Raw genomic sequence first — 18977 nt, forward strand, 5'->3', positions numbered from 1 at the left:
ATGTGAGAGGCATTTTTGTTGATCCTGCTCCGAACGGGCAACTCTAGAAAATAGAGCGACCAATTCGCTCCGAAAGCAGCTCCAGAGCTTTAGTTCCTGCCAGTGAGTTACCTGCCGAATTAAGCTCCGGCGACCAGACTGCGATAGTCATCTCTCCCGGAACAACGGCCACAATACCTCCGCCCACACCAGACTTACCCGGCATGCCGACACGGTAAGCAAACTCACCAGCACCGTCATAAAGACCACACGTTGCGAGAAGAGCATTCAGCTGCTTTGTCTGAGTCGGTGTTACAACAGGCTTTCCTGTTTGTACCGAAGTACCTTTGTTCGCTAAGTAGCTGAAGGTTTTAGCTAAATCTACGCAGCTCATTTTTAATGCACAAGCGTGGAAGTAGTTCTGCAAAACAGGGATGACTTCATTTTCGAAGTTACCGAACGAGCGCATCAGGTAAGCAATCGCCGCATTACGGTCGCCATGCATCATTTCAGAAGCCGCGACGACTTTGTCATAAACGATGTGCGTGTCGCCCGATAGCTGGCGGGCAAAATCAAGCAGACGCTGACGTGGTGCAGACAAGCGACTTTGCAGCAGATCCGCAACGACAATCGCACCCGCGTTAATAAACGGGTTACGCGGAATACCCTGCTCGACCTCTAACTGGATGAGGGAATTAAACGCCTGACCTGAAGGCTCTTTCCCTACACGCGCCCAAATTTCCTCTTGCTTATACAAGCACATCGCCAGTGTCAGGCTTAAGGCTTTAGAAATAGACTGAATGGAGAAGGGCTCATCGGCATCTCCCGCTTTAATCACTTCCCCTTGATTGGTGTATACCGCGATGCCTAATTTGTTATGAGGCACTTTTGCCAGAGCCGGAATGTAATCAGCCACTTTACCCTGACCGATCAAAGGTCGAACTTCAGTCAGAATGTCTGTCAAAATTTCCGCTGTCGGTTTCATTAACTACCTTACTAAAAGAGATTTAACTCAGAGCTAAAAAAAGCCAACTAAGTGTTGGCTTTTCAAATAATTGGTTATCGATGTATCGGTTATGGTTTCACTGCCACAATAATATTGCGGTTGATAGATTGATCTACACGGTGAAGATAACCGATGTAAGGCTCTTCTGAAAGCACCTTCCATCCTTGTTCTTCAAACAGTGCCGCGACATCTTTCCATTTCAGTGTGAACTCATTGAAAGACAACACCACAGAGCCCTGCTTTTTCAGCACTACTTTCCATGCAGGCAATGCTTCTTGCAAAAGTTCAAGTGGGCTGCGGTTCAGCTTGCTGTCTTTGGCATTCTTACTGCCGTGCTGCACGCCGTAAGGCAAATCAGACACCATAACATCCACTGAACTTTTCTTTACAACCTGGTCTGCGATACGTGTATCAGCCGAATACAGCTTCATTGTCTGAAGATTACCCTGATTGTAATCTTCTTTAGTCGCTGCCGCCTCAACCACGAAACCATCCGCCACTTTTTTACCACCAGAAGTGCGCTTCTCTTTGCTCACTTTGTGCTTAAAGCGACCGTTCTTCATAAACTTAACGATGAAGGTTTGGATCTCCTGAACCCATTTCTGGTTGATCTCAACACCCACGACATTCAGACCGTGGATCAAACCTTCAAACAGTGTTGTACCCTTACCACACATCGGATCCATTAACGTCAGTTGCGCGCTGTCTGTATTCGCGGCACTTACGCCTAGGTTTACCATCAAGCGGGTAAACTGCTCGTTGGTTTTACCGGTATAACGCAGGATCTGGCTCATACTCTCCGGGAAAGTGTTGAACGCAGGCGCCTGAACTGGTCGTAGCAAGCCATCTTCACGCACTTCGAACAGCGCGTAATAGATAGAAGATGCAGCAATCTTACGCGACTGTTGTTCATTAAGCGCTTCCTCGCACGAGAACACCAGTGCCGCAGGTAAGCCTACGTCTTTGCTGCCAATTTCAGTCACTTCAACACCTTCAGAAGCTAACATAGCTTTTAGCTCTGAACATGCGATGGTCATTGCGCTATCAAAATAAATACGGTTATGACCCGGATTCGCTAATATCGCATAGTGGTACATCAACTGACTCCTTAAGCGGTACGCTTGAATTTAATGTCCCATACACCGTGACCAAGACGGTGACCGCGAGCTTCAAATTTCGTCAGCGGACGGTCTTCAGGGCGAGGTACGAAATCACCTTCTTCAGCAATGTTTGCATAACCCGGCGCCTGGTTCATGATTTCAATCATATGCTCAGCGTAGTTTTCCCAGTCCGTTGCCATGTGGAAAATACCTTCATTAGGGATCAGCTTCTGGCGAACCATTTCAGCGAATTCAAGCTGTACGATACGACGCTTGTGGTGACGCTTTTTATGCCATGGGTCTGGGAAGAACAGCTGCAGCGTGGTCAGGCTGTCATTCGGGATCATGTGTTCGAACACTTCAACCGCATCGTGACACATTACGCGCAGGTTAGTGATACCCGCTTCACGTGCATCAGAAAGACAAGCACCAACACCCGGGCTGTGTACTTCGATACCGATGAAATTCTTCTCCGGTGCGTTCTTTGCCATTTCAACCAGTGAAGCACCCATACCGAAACCGATCTCAAGCACAACCGGGTTGTCGTTACCAAAAACTTCTTTCCAGTCAAGAAGTTCTGCTTTGTAATCGATACCCATTGTTGGCCAGCACTCATTCATCGCGTTTTCCTGGCCTTTGGTTAAACGACCTTCACGACGAACGAAACTGCGGATTTTACGGATCAGCTTGCCGTCTTCGTTGTATTCGTTAGTGGTTACTTCACTCATTGGTTTTGCCTGCACATTGATTAATCAAAGCGGGGATTATCCAAAGAATTTACCCAGGTGCAAGTTTTTGTTGAGCTCTCAGTCTATAGATCATGCCACCTGTAATATCCCCACAGTTTACCAGTTGTACTTATCCCCTATTCTGTGGTGCAATTTTGCCCCTAACCAATAATAGAATACAGAGCAAGTCGTGACCCCTTTCGCCAGTGCCATCTTGAAATGGTATGACGCTTATGGAAGAAAAGAGCTTCCGTGGCAACAAAACAAAACCGCCTACAGTGTCTGGTTGTCTGAAATCATGCTTCAGCAAACTCAGGTCACCACGGTTATTCCTTACTACCAGCGTTTTCTGGAGCGTTTTCCGACCGTGATCGATCTTGCTAATGCCGAGCAAGATGAAGTGCTGCACCTGTGGACAGGTCTCGGATACTACGCCCGGGCACGTAACCTACATAAAGCGGCCAAAGAGGTCGCCTATAAATACAGTGGTGAATTCCCTCTGGATATAGAGCAGATGAATGCCCTGCCGGGTATTGGCCGCTCAACAGCTGCAGCGGTATTGTCATCCGTATATAAGCAGCCCCATGCGATTCTAGATGGTAACGTCAAGCGAACGCTTTCCCGCTGTTTTGCCGTAGAAGGCTGGCCAGGGCAGAAAAAAGTGGAAAACCAGCTTTGGGAGATTGCCGAGGCACATACCCCACAAACGGATGTCGACAAATACAATCAAGCCATGATGGACATGGGTGCTATTGTTTGCACACGCAGTAAGCCTAAGTGCAGCTTATGCCCTGTCGCAGATTTATGTGTGGCGAAAAAAAAAGGGCAATATACTCGACTATCCGGGCAAGAAACCGAAAAAAGAGAAACCGGTGAAACAAACACGCTTTGTTATGCTGCATCACCATAATGCCAACGGGCATGAAGTATGGCTGGAACAGAGACCTCAGACAGGGATTTGGGGTGGGTTATTCTGTTTCCCGCAAACTGAACATGTGGATATAGAAAGCGATATTGACTTGCTGTTGGAGCAAAGAGGTATTCAGGCTAGAGACATAAAGGATCAGCAAACACTGATCACTTTCCGCCATACGTTCAGTCATTACCACCTCGATATCACACCTATTTTGATTGACCTGTCAAAGCAACCCGATGTGGTAATGGAAGACAACAAAGGTCTTTGGTATAACTTATCTCAACCTGAAGAGGTAGGGTTGGCTGCACCAGTGAAGTTATTACTGGAAGCGCTGCCCCACGAACTTCGTTAATTGAATACAAAGGAGTCATTATGAGCCGCACTGTGTTTTGTGCTCGACTAAACAAAGAAGCTGAAGGCCTAGACTTTCAGCTTTACCCAGGTGAACTAGGCAAACGCATTTTCGACAACATTTCGAAAGAAGCTTGGGCTCAGTGGCAACATAAGCAAACCATGTTGATCAATGAAAAGAAACTCAACATGATGGATCCAGAGCACCGTAAACTGCTTGAAACCGAAATGGTCAACTTCCTGTTTGAAGGCAAAGAAGTCCACATTGAAGGCTACACACCGCCTAGCGAATAAAGCTATTTGTTCAATCAAATAAGTTTGTTCAAAAACAATGACACCACACATCACATTGTGGTGTCATTCTCTCTTCAGATCCCATCCAATAATAAACTATGAAAAAAATTGTCTTAATTGCTGCCGCGCTTTTGATGGCAGGTTGTAGCCGTGAGTTCGTTGAAAGATTCTATGATGTCAATTATGAGCCGACTAACCGTTTCGCCAATAATTTAGCCGAGTTACCGGGACAATTTGAAAAAGATACCGCCGCTCTCGATGCTCTGATCAACAGTTTTTCTGGGAACATTCAGAAGCGTTGGGGGAAAAAAGAAGTTAAGTATGCGGGTAAAAGTAACTACGTTAAGTATATCGACAACTATCTCAGCCGCGCCGAAGTCGACTTTAAAAAAGGCGTCATAACTATTGAGACAGTCTCACCTACCGAACCCCAAAAGCACCTTAAAAATGCGATAATAACTACCCTGTTAACACCCGATGATCCTGCCAGCGTCGACTTGTTTTCTTCCAAAGAGATCAAACTCGAAGGTCAACCATTTCTTTATAAACAGGTCGTTGACCAGGATAAAAAGCCAATTCAATGGTCGTGGCGCGCGAGTCGGTTTGCCGATTACCTGCTCGCTAACCAGATAAAAACTAAAAACGTTGACTTCAAAAAAGCCTATTACGTCGAAATTCCATTAGTGGAAGACCACTTCTCTCAGCGCAGCTATCAGTATGCAGATATAGTGCGCCGTGCGTCGAAAAAGTACGATATTCCTGAAGATTTGATTTATGCCATTATAAAAACAGAAAGCAGCTTTAACCCTTATGCGGTGAGCTGGGCAAATGCCTATGGCCTGATGCAGGTCGTGCCGAAAACAGCAGGACGCGACGTATTCAAACTAGTCAAGAAACGCTCAGGGCAACCTAGCCCGGAATATTTGTTCAATCCGGAAAACAACATAGATACCGGCACGGCTTACTTTTATATCCTGAAGAACCGTTATTTGAGAGATGTGAGTCACCCTACTTCGCTTGAGTACAGCATAATCTCAGCATACAACGGCGGAACTGGCGGTGTACTCAACACCTTTAATCGCAGTGACCGTAAACGCGCGATGCGAGACCTGAACTCTCTGCAACCCAATCAGGTTTACTGGGCGCTGACTAAAAAACATCCCAATGCAGAAGCACGTCGTTACCTAGAAAAAGTTACAAATTTCAAAAAGGAATTTAACTCCCAGCAAACTTTGTAGCGACAGTTGAACAAAAAGCGCTCGAACAACCACATTTTTGAAATTATTTGAAAAAAGAGGTTGACGCAAAGCGGTAAAATCCGTTTAATAGCGCTCCGTTGCCCGGATAGCTCAGTCGGTAGAGCAGAGGATTGAAAATCCTCGTGTCGGTGGTTCGATTCCGCCTCCGGGCACCACAATTTCTTAATTGTTGGTGCTTAGCACGAACAGTTAGTAAAAGAATAAGATGTGCCGACTTAGCTCAGTAGGTAGAGCAACTGACTTGTAATCAGTAGGTCACCAGTTCGATTCCGGTAGTCGGCACCATTCTTTTGCCTCGATAGCTCAGTCGGTAGAGCAGAGGATTGAAAATCCTCGTGTCGGTGGTTCGATTCCGCCTCGAGGCACCATTATTTGGTGCGCTTGCTTATAGCAAGTCACAAACAGAATAGTTCCTCCTTAGCTCAGTTGGTAGAGCGACGGACTGTTAATCCGCAGGTCGCTGGTTCGAGCCCAGCAGGAGGAGCCACTTTCTAGGATTTCATTTAGGTGAGATTCTAAAAAGAAGAGTTCATCTCTTCTGAGAAAAAGAATAAAGTGTGCCGACTTAGCTCAGTAGGTAGAGCAACTGACTTGTAATCAGTAGGTCACCAGTTCGATTCCGGTAGTCGGCACCATTCTTTTGCCTCGATAGCTCAGTCGGTAGAGCAGAGGATTGAAAATCCTCGTGTCGGTGGTTCGATTCCGCCTCGAGGCACCATTATTTGGTGCGCTTGCTTATTGCAAGACACAAACAGAATAGTTCCTCCTTAGCTCAGTTGGTAGAGCGACGGACTGTTAATCCGCAGGTCGCTGGTTCGAGCCCAGCAGGAGGAGCCAATTTTAGAAAACCGCATCACTCGATGCGGTTTTTTTATATCTCAACATATTCCCTCCTTCATCTTGTTTTTCCTCTTTTTAGTTTCAGAGCATATGAAACCTGCTTCGCCAAATAGACTTATTTTACGCTAAAAATTTAATCCCTATCATAATTTAAACAAGTGCCTGTAGGCGCAATTGTCCTTCTTAAATAAGATGCCCTGTCTATTCAATTATCTCTATAAGCCATGCTTTGCATAGCAAATGAAAAATTATTCGAGCCAAATATGAAACTAAAAACTCAAGCTTATTTACTCTCTGCAATCATACTGTTCGCGCTGCTAGCCTTGACGGCGACCGGATTGTGGACACTTCGAGTCGCAAGTAACCTCGATAATAAAGCCCGGGTAACTGAGCTGTTCAAAAGCGCATACAGCATTCTTACTGAAGTTGAAAAAATGGCCGCAAGTGGACAGATACCTGAAGATGAAGCAAAAGCGTTGGCCACTCGCTTACTTCGTAACAACATTTATAAAGATAACGAATACGTTTATGTCGCTGATGAAAACATGGTTTTTGTCGCTGCGCCTCTTGACCCGCAATTACATGGCACTAGTTTCCACGACTTCAAAGACAGTAATAACAATAGTGTTGGCCAGTTAATATTAGATATTTTAGGTCCCAAAACAGGTCAGATCGTTGAATATACCTGGAGCCAAAAACAAGCAGATGGAAGCATTGAAGAAAAGCTTTCGATCGCATCAAAGACACCTCATTGGAACTGGGTTGTTGGTACCGGCATTGGATTTAATGAGGTAAACGCACGCTTTTGGGCTACAGCACAATGGCAGCTGGTGCTCTGTCTGGTTATTGCATCTGCTATTCTTGCAAGCCTAATCATCGCTATCCGTAAGATGTTGAGCATATTAGGGGGAGAACCCAACGATGTACGTAACGCTGTCCAGGCTGTCGCACAGGGGAATATTCAGACTAGTTTCGATACGGTAGCAGTAAAAGGCAGCATCTATGAGGCAGTGCAGGTGATGAGCCAGTCGCTGGCTACAATGGTGACAAACCTTGATAAATCTATGCATGCCCTACGTTCAGAACTGACAGCGGTAGAGTCACGCTCTAAGAACATCGCAGAACTGACCTCATCTCAGCAACAATCAACAGCCATGATCGCAACAGCTATGACGGAAATGGCCTCCTCTGCCAACCAGGTAGCCAGTTCGGCTAATGATACCGCCCAGAGTACGGATGAAGCGGATAAACAAAGTCAGCAGACCCAGTCACTGATCCGCAGTACTGTCGATAATATCCAAGGTCTTGCAACCCAGTTAAATACCGCCAGCCAGGCTGTAGCCGATTTAGACCAGGACGTAAATAACATCGTCAAAGTGTTAGATGTTATTGGTGATATTGCAGAGCAAACCAATTTGCTCGCGCTTAACGCAGCTATTGAAGCGGCAAGAGCAGGTGAACAAGGAAGAGGTTTCGCCGTGGTGGCTGATGAAGTCCGTAATCTTGCAGGGCGCACTCAGGACAGCACTAAAGAGATCCAGAATATGATCTCTAATCTACAAGCCGGCTCCCACAATGCGATTCAGACAATGGAGATATGTGCAGAAACCAGTGAAAGCACCGTCACAGAATCTATGAGCGCTTCTGACGCACTACAGCAGATCGTCACCTCACTAGAATCCATTACAGCTATGAGCCAGCAAATTGCGACAGCTGCTGCAGAGCAGACACTGGTTAGTGATGATATCTCACAACGTATTAACCTGATTGAAGAAAGTGGATACCAGTTAAGTTCCGTAGTTAAAGAGAGCCAATCCAGCACACAAAGCTTGACGTCTCTGGCAAACGAACTAGAAGGCTGGGTGAATAAGTTCTCAGTAAAGCGCTAGTTTAACGTCAATCGGTGAATCAAAAGCACGTTTTCGGACGTGCTTTCTGCTTTTGCCGCACTTATTTTGCCATCAAACTCCTAATCCCCTCTCAAAAAACGCTTAAGTTAAGGTGGGTAGATTTCAAAAATGCATAAAAACAGCCCACTCCGAGCACAATTTCATCAAACGATATTTTATTTAAATTTTATTGTTGACCTGTGAGCCGAAAAACCGTTTAATACATCCCGTCGCCCGGATAGCTCAGTCGGTAGAGCAGAGGATTGAAAATCCTCGTGTCGGTGGTTCGATTCCGCCTCCGGGCACCACAATTTCATAATTGTTGGTGCTTGACACGAACAATTAGCAAAAGAATAAGGTACGCCGACTTAGCTCAGTAGGTAGAGCAACTGACTTGTAATCAGTAGGTCACCAGTTCGATTCCGGTAGTCGGCACCACTTTATTTTAAGAAGAATAATTCCTCCTTAGCTCAGTTGGTAGAGCGACGGACTGTTAATCCGCAGGTCGCTGGTTCGAGCCCAGCAGGAGGAGCCACTTTTAGTTATCAAGATGATTTCTTGTTAACGAAATGTGCCGACTTAGCTCAGTAGGTAGAGCAACTGACTTGTAATCAGTAGGTCACCAGTTCGATTCCGGTAGTCGGCACCACTTTCTTCTCGAAGAAGAATATTAAAAGATAATTCCTCCTTAGCTCAGTTGGTAGAGCGACGGACTGTTAATCCGCAGGTCGCTGGTTCGAGCCCAGCAGGAGGAGCCACTTTTAGAAAGCCGCATCATTTGATGTGGCTTTTTTATACCTCAAAGATCCTGACATCACGCAAAATCAATAACAAAGCACCATGAGTTACTCCAAGCTCGGCTGGCTCTTCTATAATAAAGCTATTTTTACAACTTCACTTTCTATAGCATTTCACTAATCCATTGAAAGAAAGTTATATTAAACCTCCCTTCTTCAAGCACTACGAAGCACATTTAATCTAACCGGTGCATAATCATACCAAAACAACAGCCTCAGAATGGACCTACAGTAGCTACATTTATTCTTATCAAAGTGACTAACCTAGCTAATCGCATCTCCACTCAGGTAGCGATACAGAACGTTTAAAGGACTCAGAATTCACATCCGCGCGAACCTACCATAGCGCTTCGCTCTGTGTCCCCTGGAATAATCATCAAACATACGAACACCTGATATTAAGAAGGCTAAGTTATCGATGAATTTTAAAGAAATAACACATGTTTGAATCAGTACTAATAAAGAAATTAATTTTAATCGTAAGTTCTGCATCAGTCAGGAGACAAAACGTTTCACTCATTAATCAGCAGGACTGGTTCTCAGAAAAAATAAGTATCCGATGTTCTGTTTCTACCTACCTTATAAAGCAACATGTAATACACATCAGATTTACTCGAAGAAATGCTAAGGCATTGACTCTATTTAAAGCGAACAATATAAGCGATTCACTCAAAGATATAACCGCAGATAAACAAACAGCGGTTTAGACAGTTACGCCCTTACGACTGACCGTAGAGATCTGGTTTCAAGTTATAAGCTAATGAAAGCTCTATCTAGCACCTCCCGTCCCTGATATTTCATATTACTCACGAGGATTCAAAATAAGTACATTTCATTTGAGACTGAATGCTGACTCTCTTAAGGCTAATAGAGCATGATTTCACGATGGGCCTGTAAGAGGTGTAACGATAAATTAGATCTAATAGTCCGAGGGCGATGTTCTAAGAGCAATATAACAAAGCCCCTATTCTTCAGCGGATAGGACGTGCTGCGCACAATAAGACCTGTACACGATTGGAACGCAGTTCTCCTTGAAAAGGAAACGTTGCTGCATAAGCAACAAAAGCCTAGTCCTTCAACCAAGCTTTCTAATACGTAGCAGAGAACCTGAGAGCACAGGCTATAGGTAGCTCCTCCAACGAGAACCATGGGCGAAAGCTAACTCAATATAATCAAGAGGATCTCCGGTATTTCTGCTTGGTTCTGGAATTAATAGCGATACAGCAAGGCATGCAGACGCGGGGTTCATTGTCGAAGGCCAACCAAACTCAGTACAAACAAAAAGACCCCTGCATTTCTGCTGAGGTCTGGAATAAGTGGCGAAGCGGCTGGAGTCTCAGACTACGGACAAGCCCTCCTGCGGAACTCGATTTCCCTGAAAGGGAAACTATGTATCATAAACGAAAAAAGCCCTGCTATTTCTAGCAAGGCTTCAAAATAAGTGGTGTAGCGGCTGGGGTTGCAGGCAACCGGGACTCGATTTCCCTGAAAGGGAAACTATGCGTCATAAACGAAAAAAAGCCTAGTCTTTCGACTAGGCTTTCTAATAAGTGGCGGAGCGGACGGGACTCGAACCCGCGACCCCCGGCGTGACAGGCCGGTATTCTAACCAACTGAACTACCGCTCCGCATTGGTCAGACTATAAAGTCAAATAAGAACCTGGCGATGTTCTACTCTCACATGGGGAAACCCCACACTACCATCGACGCTACTTTGTTTCACTTCTGAGTTCGGAATGGAAGTCAGGTGGGTCCAAAGTGCTATGATCGCCAAGTAAAATTCTGTTTGTAAATGGTGCTGATACCCAGACTCGAACTGGGGACCTCATCCTTACCAAGGATGCGCTCTACCACCTGAGCTATATCAGCATCAAGATGTCCCTTAAGACTAAAAAAAGCCCGTCATTCAAACGGGCCCTTTCAACTGTTGTCTTCACCTATAAAAAGGTAAAAACCAAATTTAAAGCCTGGCGATGTCCTACTCTCACATGGGGAAACCCCACACTACCATCGGCGCTGTTTTGTTTCACTTCTGAGTTCGGAATGGAATCAGGTGGGTCCAAAACGCTATGGCCGCCAAGCAAATTCTTTAATCTGGAAAGCTGTTTTTAATTCTCGTTCTTACACATTCAATGTTCTTTCATTGAGTCCATCAAAACCCCTTGGGTGTTGTATGGTTAAGCCTCACGGGCAATTAGTACAGGTTAGCTCAACGCCTCACAACGCTTACACACCCTGCCTATCAACGTCGTAGTCTACGACAACCCTTTAGGATACTTAAAGTATCAGGGAGAACTCATCTCAAGGCTTGCTTCCCGCTTAGATGCTTTCAGCGGTTATCAATTCCGAACTTAGCTACCGGGCAATGCGTCTGGCGACACAACCCGAACACCAGAGGTTCGTCCACTCCGGTCCTCTCGTACTAGGAGCAGCCCCTTTCAATTCTCCAACGCCCACGGCAGATAGGGACCGAACTGTCTCACGACGTTCTAAACCCAGCTCGCGTACCACTTTAAATGGCGAACAGCCATACCCTTGGGACCGACTTCAGCCCCAGGATGTGATGAGCCGACATCGAGGTGCCAAACACCGCCGTCGATATGAACTCTTGGGCGGTATCAGCCTGTTATCCCCGGAGTACCTTTTATCCGTTGAGCGATGGCCCTTCCATTCAGAACCACCGGATCACTATGACCTGCTTTCGCACCTGCTCGAATTGTCATTCTCGCAGTCAAGCGGGCTTATGCCATTGCACTAACCTCACGATGTCCAACCGTGATTAGCCCACCTTCGTGCTCCTCCGTTACTCTTTGGGAGGAGACCGCCCCAGTCAAACTACCCACCAGGCACTGTCCGTAACCCCGATAAGGGGTCAACGTTAGAACATCAACACTACAAGGGTGGTATTTCAAGGACGGCTCCAACGATACTGGCGTACCGTCTTCAAAGCCTCCCACCTATCCTACACATGTAGGGTCAATGTTCAGTGCCAAGCTGTAGTAAAGGTTCACGGGGTCTTTCCGTCTAGCCGCGGGTACACTGCATCTTCACAGCGATTTCAATTTCACTGAGTCTCGGGTGGAGACAGCGTGGCCATCATTACGCCATTCGTGCAGGTCGGAACTTACCCGACAAGGAATTTCGCTACCTTAGGACCGTTATAGTTACGGCCGCCGTTTACCGGGGCTTCGATCAAGAGCTTCGACCGAAGTCTAACCCCATCAATTAACCTTCCGGCACCGGGCAGGCGTCACACCGTATACGTCATCTTACGATTTTGCACAGTGCTGTGTTTTTAATAAACAGTTGCAGCCACCTGGTATCTGCGACTCTCAATAGCTCCATCCGCGAGGGACTTCACCGTCGAGAGCGTACCTTCTCCCGAAGTTACGGTACCATTTTGCCTAGTTCCTTCACCCGAGTTCTCTCAAGCGCCTTGGTATTCTCTACCCGACCACCTGTGTCGGTTTGGGGTACGATTCCTTACAATCTGAAGCTTAGAGGCTTTTCCTGGAAGCATGGCATCAATGACTTCACTGCCGTAGCAGCTCGACGTCGTGTCTCAGCCTTAAAAAGAGCCGGATTTACCTAACTCTTAAGCCTACGCACTTGAACCTGGACAACCGTCGCCAGGCCCACCTAGCCTTCTCCGTCCCCCCATCGCAATTGTAAGAAGTACGGGAATATTAACCCGTTTCCCATCGACTACGCCTTTCGGCCTCGCCTTAGGGGTCGACTTACCCTGCCCCGATTAACGTTGGACAGGAACCCTTGGTCTTCCGGCGAGGAGGTTTTTCACCCCCTTTATCGTTACTCATGTCAGCATTCGCACTTCTGATACGTCCAGCATGCGTTACCACACACCTTCAACCGCTTACAGAACGCTCCCCTACCCAATATACAAAAGTATATTGCCGCAGCTTCGGTTTACTACTTAGCCCCGTTACATCTTCCGCGCAGGCCGACTCGACCAGTGAGCTATTACGCTTTCTTTAAATGATGGCTGCTTCTAAGCCAACATCCTGGCTGTCTGAGCCTTCCCACATCGTTTCCCACTTAGTAGTAATTTGGGACCTTAGCTGGCGGTCTGGGTTGTTTCCCTCTCCACGACGGACGTTAGCACCCGCCGTGTGTCTCCCGGATAGTACTTACTGGTATTCGGAGTTTGCAAAGGGTTGGTAAGTCGGGATGACCCCCTAGCCTTAACAGTGCTCTACCCCCAGTAGTATTCGTCCGAGGCGCTACCTAAATAGCTTTCGGGGAGAACCAGCTATCTCCAGGTTTGATTGGCCTTTCACCCCTAGCCACAAGTCATCCGCTAATTTTTCAACATTAGTCGGTTCGGTCCTCCAGTTGATGTTACTCAACCTTCAACCTGCCCATGGCTAGATCACCTGGTTTCGGGTCTATATCCAGAGACTAAAACGCCCAGTTAAGACTCGGTTTCCCTACGGCTCCCCTAGATGGTTAACCTTGCCACTGAATATAAGTCGCTGACCCATTATACAAAAGGTACGCAGTCACAGGACAAAGCCTGCTCCTACTGCTTGTACGTACACGGTTTCAGGTTCTATTTCACTCCCCTCACAGGGGTTCTTTTCGCCTTTCCCTCACGGTACTGGTTCACTATCGGTCAGTCAGTAGTATTTAGCCTTGGAGGATGGTCCCCCCATATTCAGACAGGATATCACGTGTCCCGCCCTACTCGATTTCACTGAATGTGCGTTGTCAACTACGGGGCTATCACCCTGTATCGCCGGACTTTCCAGACCGTTCGTCTAACGCATATAAAGCTTAAGGGCTAGTCCAATTTCGCTCGCCGCTACTTTCGGAATCTCGGTTGATTTCTTTTCCTCGGGGTACTTAGATGTTTCAGTTCCCCCGGTTCGCCTCGCTGCGCTATGTATTCACGCAGCGATACTAGCTTATGCTAGTGGGTTTCCCCATTCGGAAATCCCAGACTCAAGTGGCTTTTACTGCCTAATCTGGGCTTATCGCAAGTTAATACGTCCTTCATCGCCTCTGACTGCCAAGGCATCCACCGTGTACGCTTAGTCACTTAACCATACAACCCGAAGAAGTTTCGAATTGAAGTTAAACAACCAAAGTTGCTGTCTCATTATTTGAATGAGCGAGACAGCTTTCGATTTTGCCGGACTCAAATTCCAAGAACACTTGAATGTGTTGTTAGTTGTATTCCCTTAGGAATACTTTGAGAACTTTACAAATAATCTTAAAGATTATTTTGTCAGCTTTCCAAATTGTTAAAGAGCTAATCACTTCAATGAAGTAACCATTTTTAAAAGCACTATCGCTAATGCGCTTAAAGATGGTGGAGCTATGCGGGATCGAACCGCAGACCTCCTGCGTGCAAGGCAGGCGCTCTCCCAGCTGAGCTATAGCCCCATCAAGGTGTCGATACTGTATGCCAACTCCCTAAAAGGAATTGGTGGGTCTGAGTGGACTCGAACCACCGACCTCTCGCTTATCAGGCGAACGCTCTAACCACCTGAGCTACAGACCCAGTATCGTCTCTTTTACATAAACCGTATCAATCTGTGTGGACACTCATCGTGAGTAATCATCGTATAAGGAGGTGATCCAGCGCCAGGTTCCCCTAGCGCTACCTTGTTACGACTTCACCCCAGTCATGAACCACAAAGTGGTAAGCGTCCCCCCGAAGGTTAAACTACCTACTTCTTTTGCAGCCCACTCCCATGGTGTGACGGGCGGTGTGTACAAGGCCCGGGAACGTATTCACCGTGGCATTCTGATCCACGATTACTAGCGATTCCGACTTCATGGAGTCGAGTTGCAGACTCCAATCCGGACTACGACGCACTTTTTGGGATTCGCTCACTTTCGCAAGTTGGCCGCCCTCTGTATGCGCCATTGTAGCACGTGTGTAGCCCTACTCGTAAGGGCCATGATGACTTGACGTCGTCCCCACCTTCCTCCGGTTTATCACCGGCAGTCTCCCTGGAGTTCCCGACATTACTCGCTGGCAAACAAGGATAAGGGTTGCGCTCGTTGCGGGACTTAACCCAACATTTCACAACACGAGCTGACGACAGCCATGCAGCACCTGTCTCAGAGTTCCCGAAGGCACCAATCCATCTCTGGAAAGTTCTCTGGATGTCAAGAGTAGGTAAGGTTCTTCGCGTTGCATCGAATTAAACCACATGCTCCACCGCTTGTGCGGGCCCCCGTCAATTCATTTGAGTTTTAATCTTGCGACCGTACTCCCCAGGCGGTCTACTTAACGCGTTAGCTCCGAAAGCCACGGCTCAAGGCCACAACCTCCAAGTAGACATCGTTTACGGCGTGGACTACCAGGGTATCTAATCCTGTTTGCTCCCCACGCTTTCGCATCTGAGTGTCAGTATCTGTCCAGGGGGCCGCCTTCGCCACCGGTATTCCTTCAGATCTCTACGCATTTCACCGCTACACCTGAAATTCTACCCCCCTCTACAGTACTCTAGTCTGCCAGTTTCAAATGCAATTCCGAGGTTGAGCCCCGGGCTTTCACATCTGACTTAACAAACCACCTGCATGCGCTTTACGCCCAGTAATTCCGATTAACGCTCGCACCCTCCGTATTACCGCGGCTGCTGGCACGGAGTTAGCCGGTGCTTCTTCTGTCGCTAACGTCAAATAATGCAGCTATTAACTACACTACCTTCCTCACGACTGAAAGTGCTTTACAACCCGAAGGCCTTCTTCACACACGCGGCATGGCTGCATCAGGCTTGCGCCCATTGTGCAATATTCCCCACTGCTGCCTCCCGTAGGAGTCTGGACCGTGTCTCAGTTCCAGTGTGGCTGATCATCCTCTCAGACCAGCTAGGGATCGTCGCCTTGGTGAGCCCTTACCTCACCAACTAGCTAATCCCACCTAGGCATATCCTGACGCGAGAGGCCCGAAGGTCCCCCTCTTTGGCCCGTAGGCATCATGCGGTATTAGCCATCGTTTCCAATGGTTATCCCCCACATCAGGGCAATTTCCTAGGCATTACTCACCCGTCCGCCGCTCGACGCCGTTATCGTTCCCCGAAGGTTCAGATAACTCGTTTCCGCTCGACTTGCATGTGTTAGGCCTGCCGCCAGCGTTCAATCTGAGCCATGATCAAACTCTTCAATTTAAGATTTTGTTCGGCTCAATGAATACTGAACATTACATAAAGTAATGTTTGAATTGACTGTGCTGAATCCGAAGATTCAATGGTCACTTCGTATCATTGAAACCTAATTTGATACCGAAGTATCGAATTGGATTATCATCAACGAGTGCCCACACAGATTGATAGGTCTATATTGTTAAAGAGCTTGCTTTTCGAGAAACTTTTCTCTCAAAGCGGAGGAGCATTCTAGCGATTTAGTTGTTAGTGTCAAACACTTTATTCAACTTATTTTTTGTAGAAACTTTTATCCTTTCCGACTTGCTGAAGCCTTATCGCGTCTGCCGTGTCGGTGGATGCGCATTATAGGGAGAAGATTTCCTTTGGCAACACTAAAAATGCATTTTTTCTAAAAAAACATACTAAGTGGGCGTTTTCCATCCAACCTGAATTTTACCCAACAACAACACTCAGCATTTGTACAGAATATTCACAAAACCCTGTGGATAACTAGCAATAAACAAACGACACACCATCGGCTAACTAAATAGATATAGAGAAATGACTCTCTGAGCACAATACAGATCCAGCGTGCATGGTATTAAGACGAAAAGCCCTCGCTTTTATTTATCCTTCTATATAAGCAAGGCATAATGACGGCTATATATCCTTCCAACGTTAACACGGAGTCACTATATGAAAGTTCTTGTTACAGGGGCCAGCAGCGGTATTGGCTTTGAGTTGGTCAAACAACTCTGTGCTGAGCAACATGATGTTTTCGCCACTGGCCGAAACAAAAGTAAGTTAAGCGAACTACACCAACTTACCGGATGTAACTTTGGCGCTTATGATCTCACTGACTCACAGCAGGTGGTTGATATGTTCAATCAGGCCACGGACGAACTGGGTGGGTTGGATATATTGATTAATAACGCAGGGATGAACACCCGTAAGTGTTCTATTGATGAATTTTCTGTAGAAGAGCTTGACCTGCAGTACGCCATAAACTTAAGAGCGCCGGCAATTCTATGCAGAGAAGCTCTGTCAGTCATGAAAGAGCAAAAATCGGGATACATCATTAATGTCACCAGCACCGTTGCCAAGCGAGCTAGTGAAACAATGGCGGTTTATACTTCAATGAAGCAAGGTCTTTCCGGCTTTACTGGTGTATTAATGAAAGAGGCACAGCCTTACGGCATTAAAGTAACAAACCTGATTCCCGGAGGCACTGACAGCAACTTCAGATCAGCTAGCCGACCTGAATACATGCAACCCCAAAGTGTTGCCCGCACAATAATGGGACTATTGAAGCTACCAGAAGATGTTGTTGTACACGAGATGGTATTTAGGCCGCCAGTAGAACTTGAATAAGCCTCACTACGTAATATGTGAGCGAAAAGAAAACGAAGCCATGTAAGAAGGTGGCTGGAGACACGGATACAAATGCAACCTTCTTACTATAGAATACCGGCAGCTGATTAAATGAGCTCTCATTCATTAGAGCTGCCAAGTTGGATTTGAATTCACAAATACCAGAAACAACAAAGCCCCGACTGTCGTCGCGGCTTTGTCTTGGAATATAGTACCGACGGGCGGGTTGATTGGACAGGCATTCCTGCCGCCACCTAGAAGGCAACGCTTAATGACACTTCTCAGTTATCAACACCCAAAACGACGAAAGGCCGCTATAAAAGCGACCTTTCTATGTATGGTACCGGTGGGCGGACTTGAACCGCCACGCCCGAAGGCAACGGATTTTGAATCCGTCGTGTATACCAATTTCACCACACCGGCATCTTCAGGCTATTGCCCTCTGATGGTTGGCATTATACGTAAGCTATTAACCTGCGCAAGCATAAAAACCTTAAATAACTATCGTTTGCTGATAATTTCGCCACAAAGTGTGACCACGCCAAGTCCCATCACTTCAATCTAGTCACAACTGAAATTAACAACAGCCACCAGCTATATCTCCGAAAAGCTTATAATCGATTGACTGTGATATCTGAAACATAACCATTGCCAATACTCAGCAGAGCATCATGAATCATTTGGGCTGCATCTTCGGCCTGCATAAAGCTACTGGTATCCAAAGCCTTGCCACTGGTTTCCCAGAACTCTGTTGCCATGCCGCCTGGATAAACGGCGATAATTTTCATCGGCTTACCTTTCAGCTCCAAACGAACGGATTCTATCAGGCCCTTTACAGCCCATTTCACCGCGCAATACGTTGACTCTTGCGCTTTTGGTTGTTGAGCTGCGGTCGACATAATCATCACAACATTCACGGGTTCATCTTTATAGCGCTTAACCGACTCTCGCAATACATTAATGGCAGAATTGAGATTGTTGTTTATCAAGGTATTTATCTGTTCCGGATCTTGCTCTTCCAACAGTCCAAAATAGCCACTTCCCGCACAATGAATCACGGCTTTGGGTAGCTGCTCTAACTGTTCAAATAAATGTTCTGCATCTTTATATGATGCGAGGTCGCAAGCCTGGTGACCAATATTGTTCGGCAGTCCGGTTGTGATTGCTGATAGCTTACTTTCACTTCTCCCTGTCAGGTAGGTTAGTTCACCGTCTGCATCGTAAAGCTTCGCCAGCTCTGCCCCCAACCCGCTACTTGCACCTGTGATGACAATCATGCTCTACCTCGTTCATTTATATACTTGCTGTCAGACTTACTAACTAAGATAA

Annotated in this window: 8 protein-coding genes, 17 tRNA genes, 4 rRNA genes and 1 pseudogene; 17 read left to right on the plus strand and 13 right to left on the minus strand. The window is 46.6% G+C overall.

The annotated features are described in order from the left end of the window. Window positions 1-43: 43 nt before the first annotated feature. The 3 genes from glsB to trmB form a co-directional block, all read right to left on the minus strand. Window positions 44-964 carry a glutaminase B gene (glsB, locus tag KHN79_RS11805; protein WP_182011687.1) on the minus strand — a complete coding sequence of 307 codons (921 nt, stop codon included), beginning with the start codon at window positions 962-964 and terminating at the stop codon, window positions 44-46. 89 nt (window positions 965-1053) lie between these two features. Then, window positions 1054-2082 carry a DNA methylase gene (locus tag KHN79_RS11810; RefSeq protein WP_182011686.1) on the minus strand — a complete coding sequence of 343 codons (1029 nt, stop codon included), beginning with the start codon at window positions 2080-2082 and terminating at the stop codon, window positions 1054-1056. A gap of 11 nt (window positions 2083-2093) precedes the next feature. Further along, window positions 2094-2813 carry a tRNA (guanosine(46)-N7)-methyltransferase TrmB gene (trmB, locus tag KHN79_RS11815; protein WP_182011685.1) on the minus strand — a complete coding sequence of 240 codons (720 nt, stop codon included), beginning with the start codon at window positions 2811-2813 and terminating at the stop codon, window positions 2094-2096. 190 nt (window positions 2814-3003) lie between these two features. Here trmB and mutY point away from each other — a divergent pair. From mutY to KHN79_RS11895, 16 genes and pseudogenes are all read left to right on the plus strand, one after another. Next, window positions 3004-4081 (plus strand): annotated as a pseudogene (mutY, locus tag KHN79_RS11820) (A/G-specific adenine glycosylase). A 20-nt stretch (window positions 4082-4101) separates the two neighbouring features. Beyond that, on the plus strand, window positions 4102-4374 hold the full coding sequence (locus KHN79_RS11825; protein ID WP_039979927.1) for an oxidative damage protection protein: 273 nt from the start codon (window positions 4102-4104) through the stop codon (window positions 4372-4374). Window positions 4375-4472: 98 nt separating this feature from the next. Next, window positions 4473-5612 (plus strand): membrane-bound lytic murein transglycosylase MltC, encoded by a 1140-nt coding sequence (gene mltC, locus KHN79_RS11830; protein ID WP_182011683.1) that lies wholly within the window; start codon window positions 4473-4475, stop codon window positions 5610-5612. Between the two features lie 100 nt (window positions 5613-5712). Next, window positions 5713-5788 (plus strand) — tRNA-Phe (locus KHN79_RS11835). A 54-nt stretch (window positions 5789-5842) separates the two neighbouring features. After that, a tRNA-Thr gene (locus KHN79_RS11840) sits at window positions 5843-5918 on the plus strand. 7 nt (window positions 5919-5925) lie between these two features. Beyond that, a tRNA-Phe gene (locus KHN79_RS11845) sits at window positions 5926-6001 on the plus strand. Window positions 6002-6044: 43 nt separating this feature from the next. After that, window positions 6045-6120 (plus strand) — tRNA-Asn (locus KHN79_RS11850). Between the two features lie 72 nt (window positions 6121-6192). Next, a tRNA-Thr gene (locus tag KHN79_RS11855) sits at window positions 6193-6268 on the plus strand. Between the two features lie 7 nt (window positions 6269-6275). Continuing rightward, window positions 6276-6351, plus strand: a tRNA-Phe gene (locus KHN79_RS11860). Window positions 6352-6394: 43 nt separating this feature from the next. Next, window positions 6395-6470, plus strand: a tRNA-Asn gene (locus KHN79_RS11865). A gap of 266 nt (window positions 6471-6736) precedes the next feature. Further along, window positions 6737-8362 (plus strand): methyl-accepting chemotaxis protein, encoded by a 1626-nt coding sequence (locus tag KHN79_RS11870; RefSeq protein WP_182011682.1) that lies wholly within the window; start codon window positions 6737-6739, stop codon window positions 8360-8362. Window positions 8363-8594: 232 nt separating this feature from the next. Further along, window positions 8595-8670, plus strand: a tRNA-Phe gene (locus tag KHN79_RS11875). Between the two features lie 54 nt (window positions 8671-8724). Beyond that, window positions 8725-8800, plus strand: a tRNA-Thr gene (locus KHN79_RS11880). A 21-nt stretch (window positions 8801-8821) separates the two neighbouring features. Beyond that, a tRNA-Asn gene (locus tag KHN79_RS11885) sits at window positions 8822-8897 on the plus strand. A gap of 38 nt (window positions 8898-8935) precedes the next feature. Beyond that, window positions 8936-9011: transfer RNA gene (locus tag KHN79_RS11890), tRNA-Thr, on the plus strand. Between the two features lie 33 nt (window positions 9012-9044). Then, window positions 9045-9120 (plus strand) — tRNA-Asn (locus tag KHN79_RS11895). A gap of 1590 nt (window positions 9121-10710) precedes the next feature. On the opposite strand, the gene KHN79_RS11900 is transcribed toward KHN79_RS11895, so the two are convergent. The 8 genes from KHN79_RS11900 to KHN79_RS11935 form a co-directional block, all read right to left on the minus strand. Beyond that, window positions 10711-10787: transfer RNA gene (locus tag KHN79_RS11900), tRNA-Asp, on the minus strand. Window positions 10788-10817: 30 nt separating this feature from the next. Continuing rightward, window positions 10818-10934 (minus strand): 5S ribosomal RNA (rrf, locus tag KHN79_RS11905). A gap of 18 nt (window positions 10935-10952) precedes the next feature. Continuing rightward, window positions 10953-11028, minus strand: a tRNA-Thr gene (locus KHN79_RS11910). 96 nt (window positions 11029-11124) lie between these two features. Next, a 5S ribosomal RNA gene (gene rrf / locus KHN79_RS11915) occupies window positions 11125-11240 on the minus strand. Window positions 11241-11332: 92 nt separating this feature from the next. Next, window positions 11333-14224, minus strand: a 23S ribosomal RNA gene (locus KHN79_RS11920). A 265-nt stretch (window positions 14225-14489) separates the two neighbouring features. Next, window positions 14490-14565, minus strand: a tRNA-Ala gene (locus KHN79_RS11925). Between the two features lie 41 nt (window positions 14566-14606). Then, window positions 14607-14683: transfer RNA gene (locus KHN79_RS11930), tRNA-Ile, on the minus strand. Window positions 14684-14748: 65 nt separating this feature from the next. Next, window positions 14749-16301 (minus strand): 16S ribosomal RNA (locus KHN79_RS11935). The 16S, 23S and 5S rRNA genes sit together here with 4 tRNA genes alongside, the layout of an rRNA operon. Before the next feature lie 672 nt (window positions 16302-16973). Here KHN79_RS11935 and KHN79_RS11940 point away from each other — a divergent pair. Continuing rightward, window positions 16974-17648, plus strand: coding sequence for an SDR family oxidoreductase (locus KHN79_RS11940; protein ID WP_182011043.1), 675 nt, complete (start codon window positions 16974-16976; stop codon window positions 17646-17648). A 338-nt stretch (window positions 17649-17986) separates the two neighbouring features. Here KHN79_RS11940 and KHN79_RS11945 read toward each other — a convergent pair. After that, window positions 17987-18071 (minus strand) — tRNA-Leu (locus KHN79_RS11945). Window positions 18072-18259: 188 nt separating this feature from the next. Further along, a complete protein-coding gene (locus KHN79_RS11950) occupies window positions 18260-18925 on the minus strand; it encodes an SDR family NAD(P)-dependent oxidoreductase (protein WP_182011042.1) in 666 nt (221 codons plus the stop codon). Window positions 18926-18977: the final 52 nt, after the last annotated feature.

Origin of the sequence: Vibrio sp. B1FLJ16 (genome assembly GCF_905175385.1) — a bacterium.
In the GTDB taxonomy this organism is placed as follows: Bacteria; Pseudomonadota; Gammaproteobacteria; order Enterobacterales; family Vibrionaceae; genus Vibrio.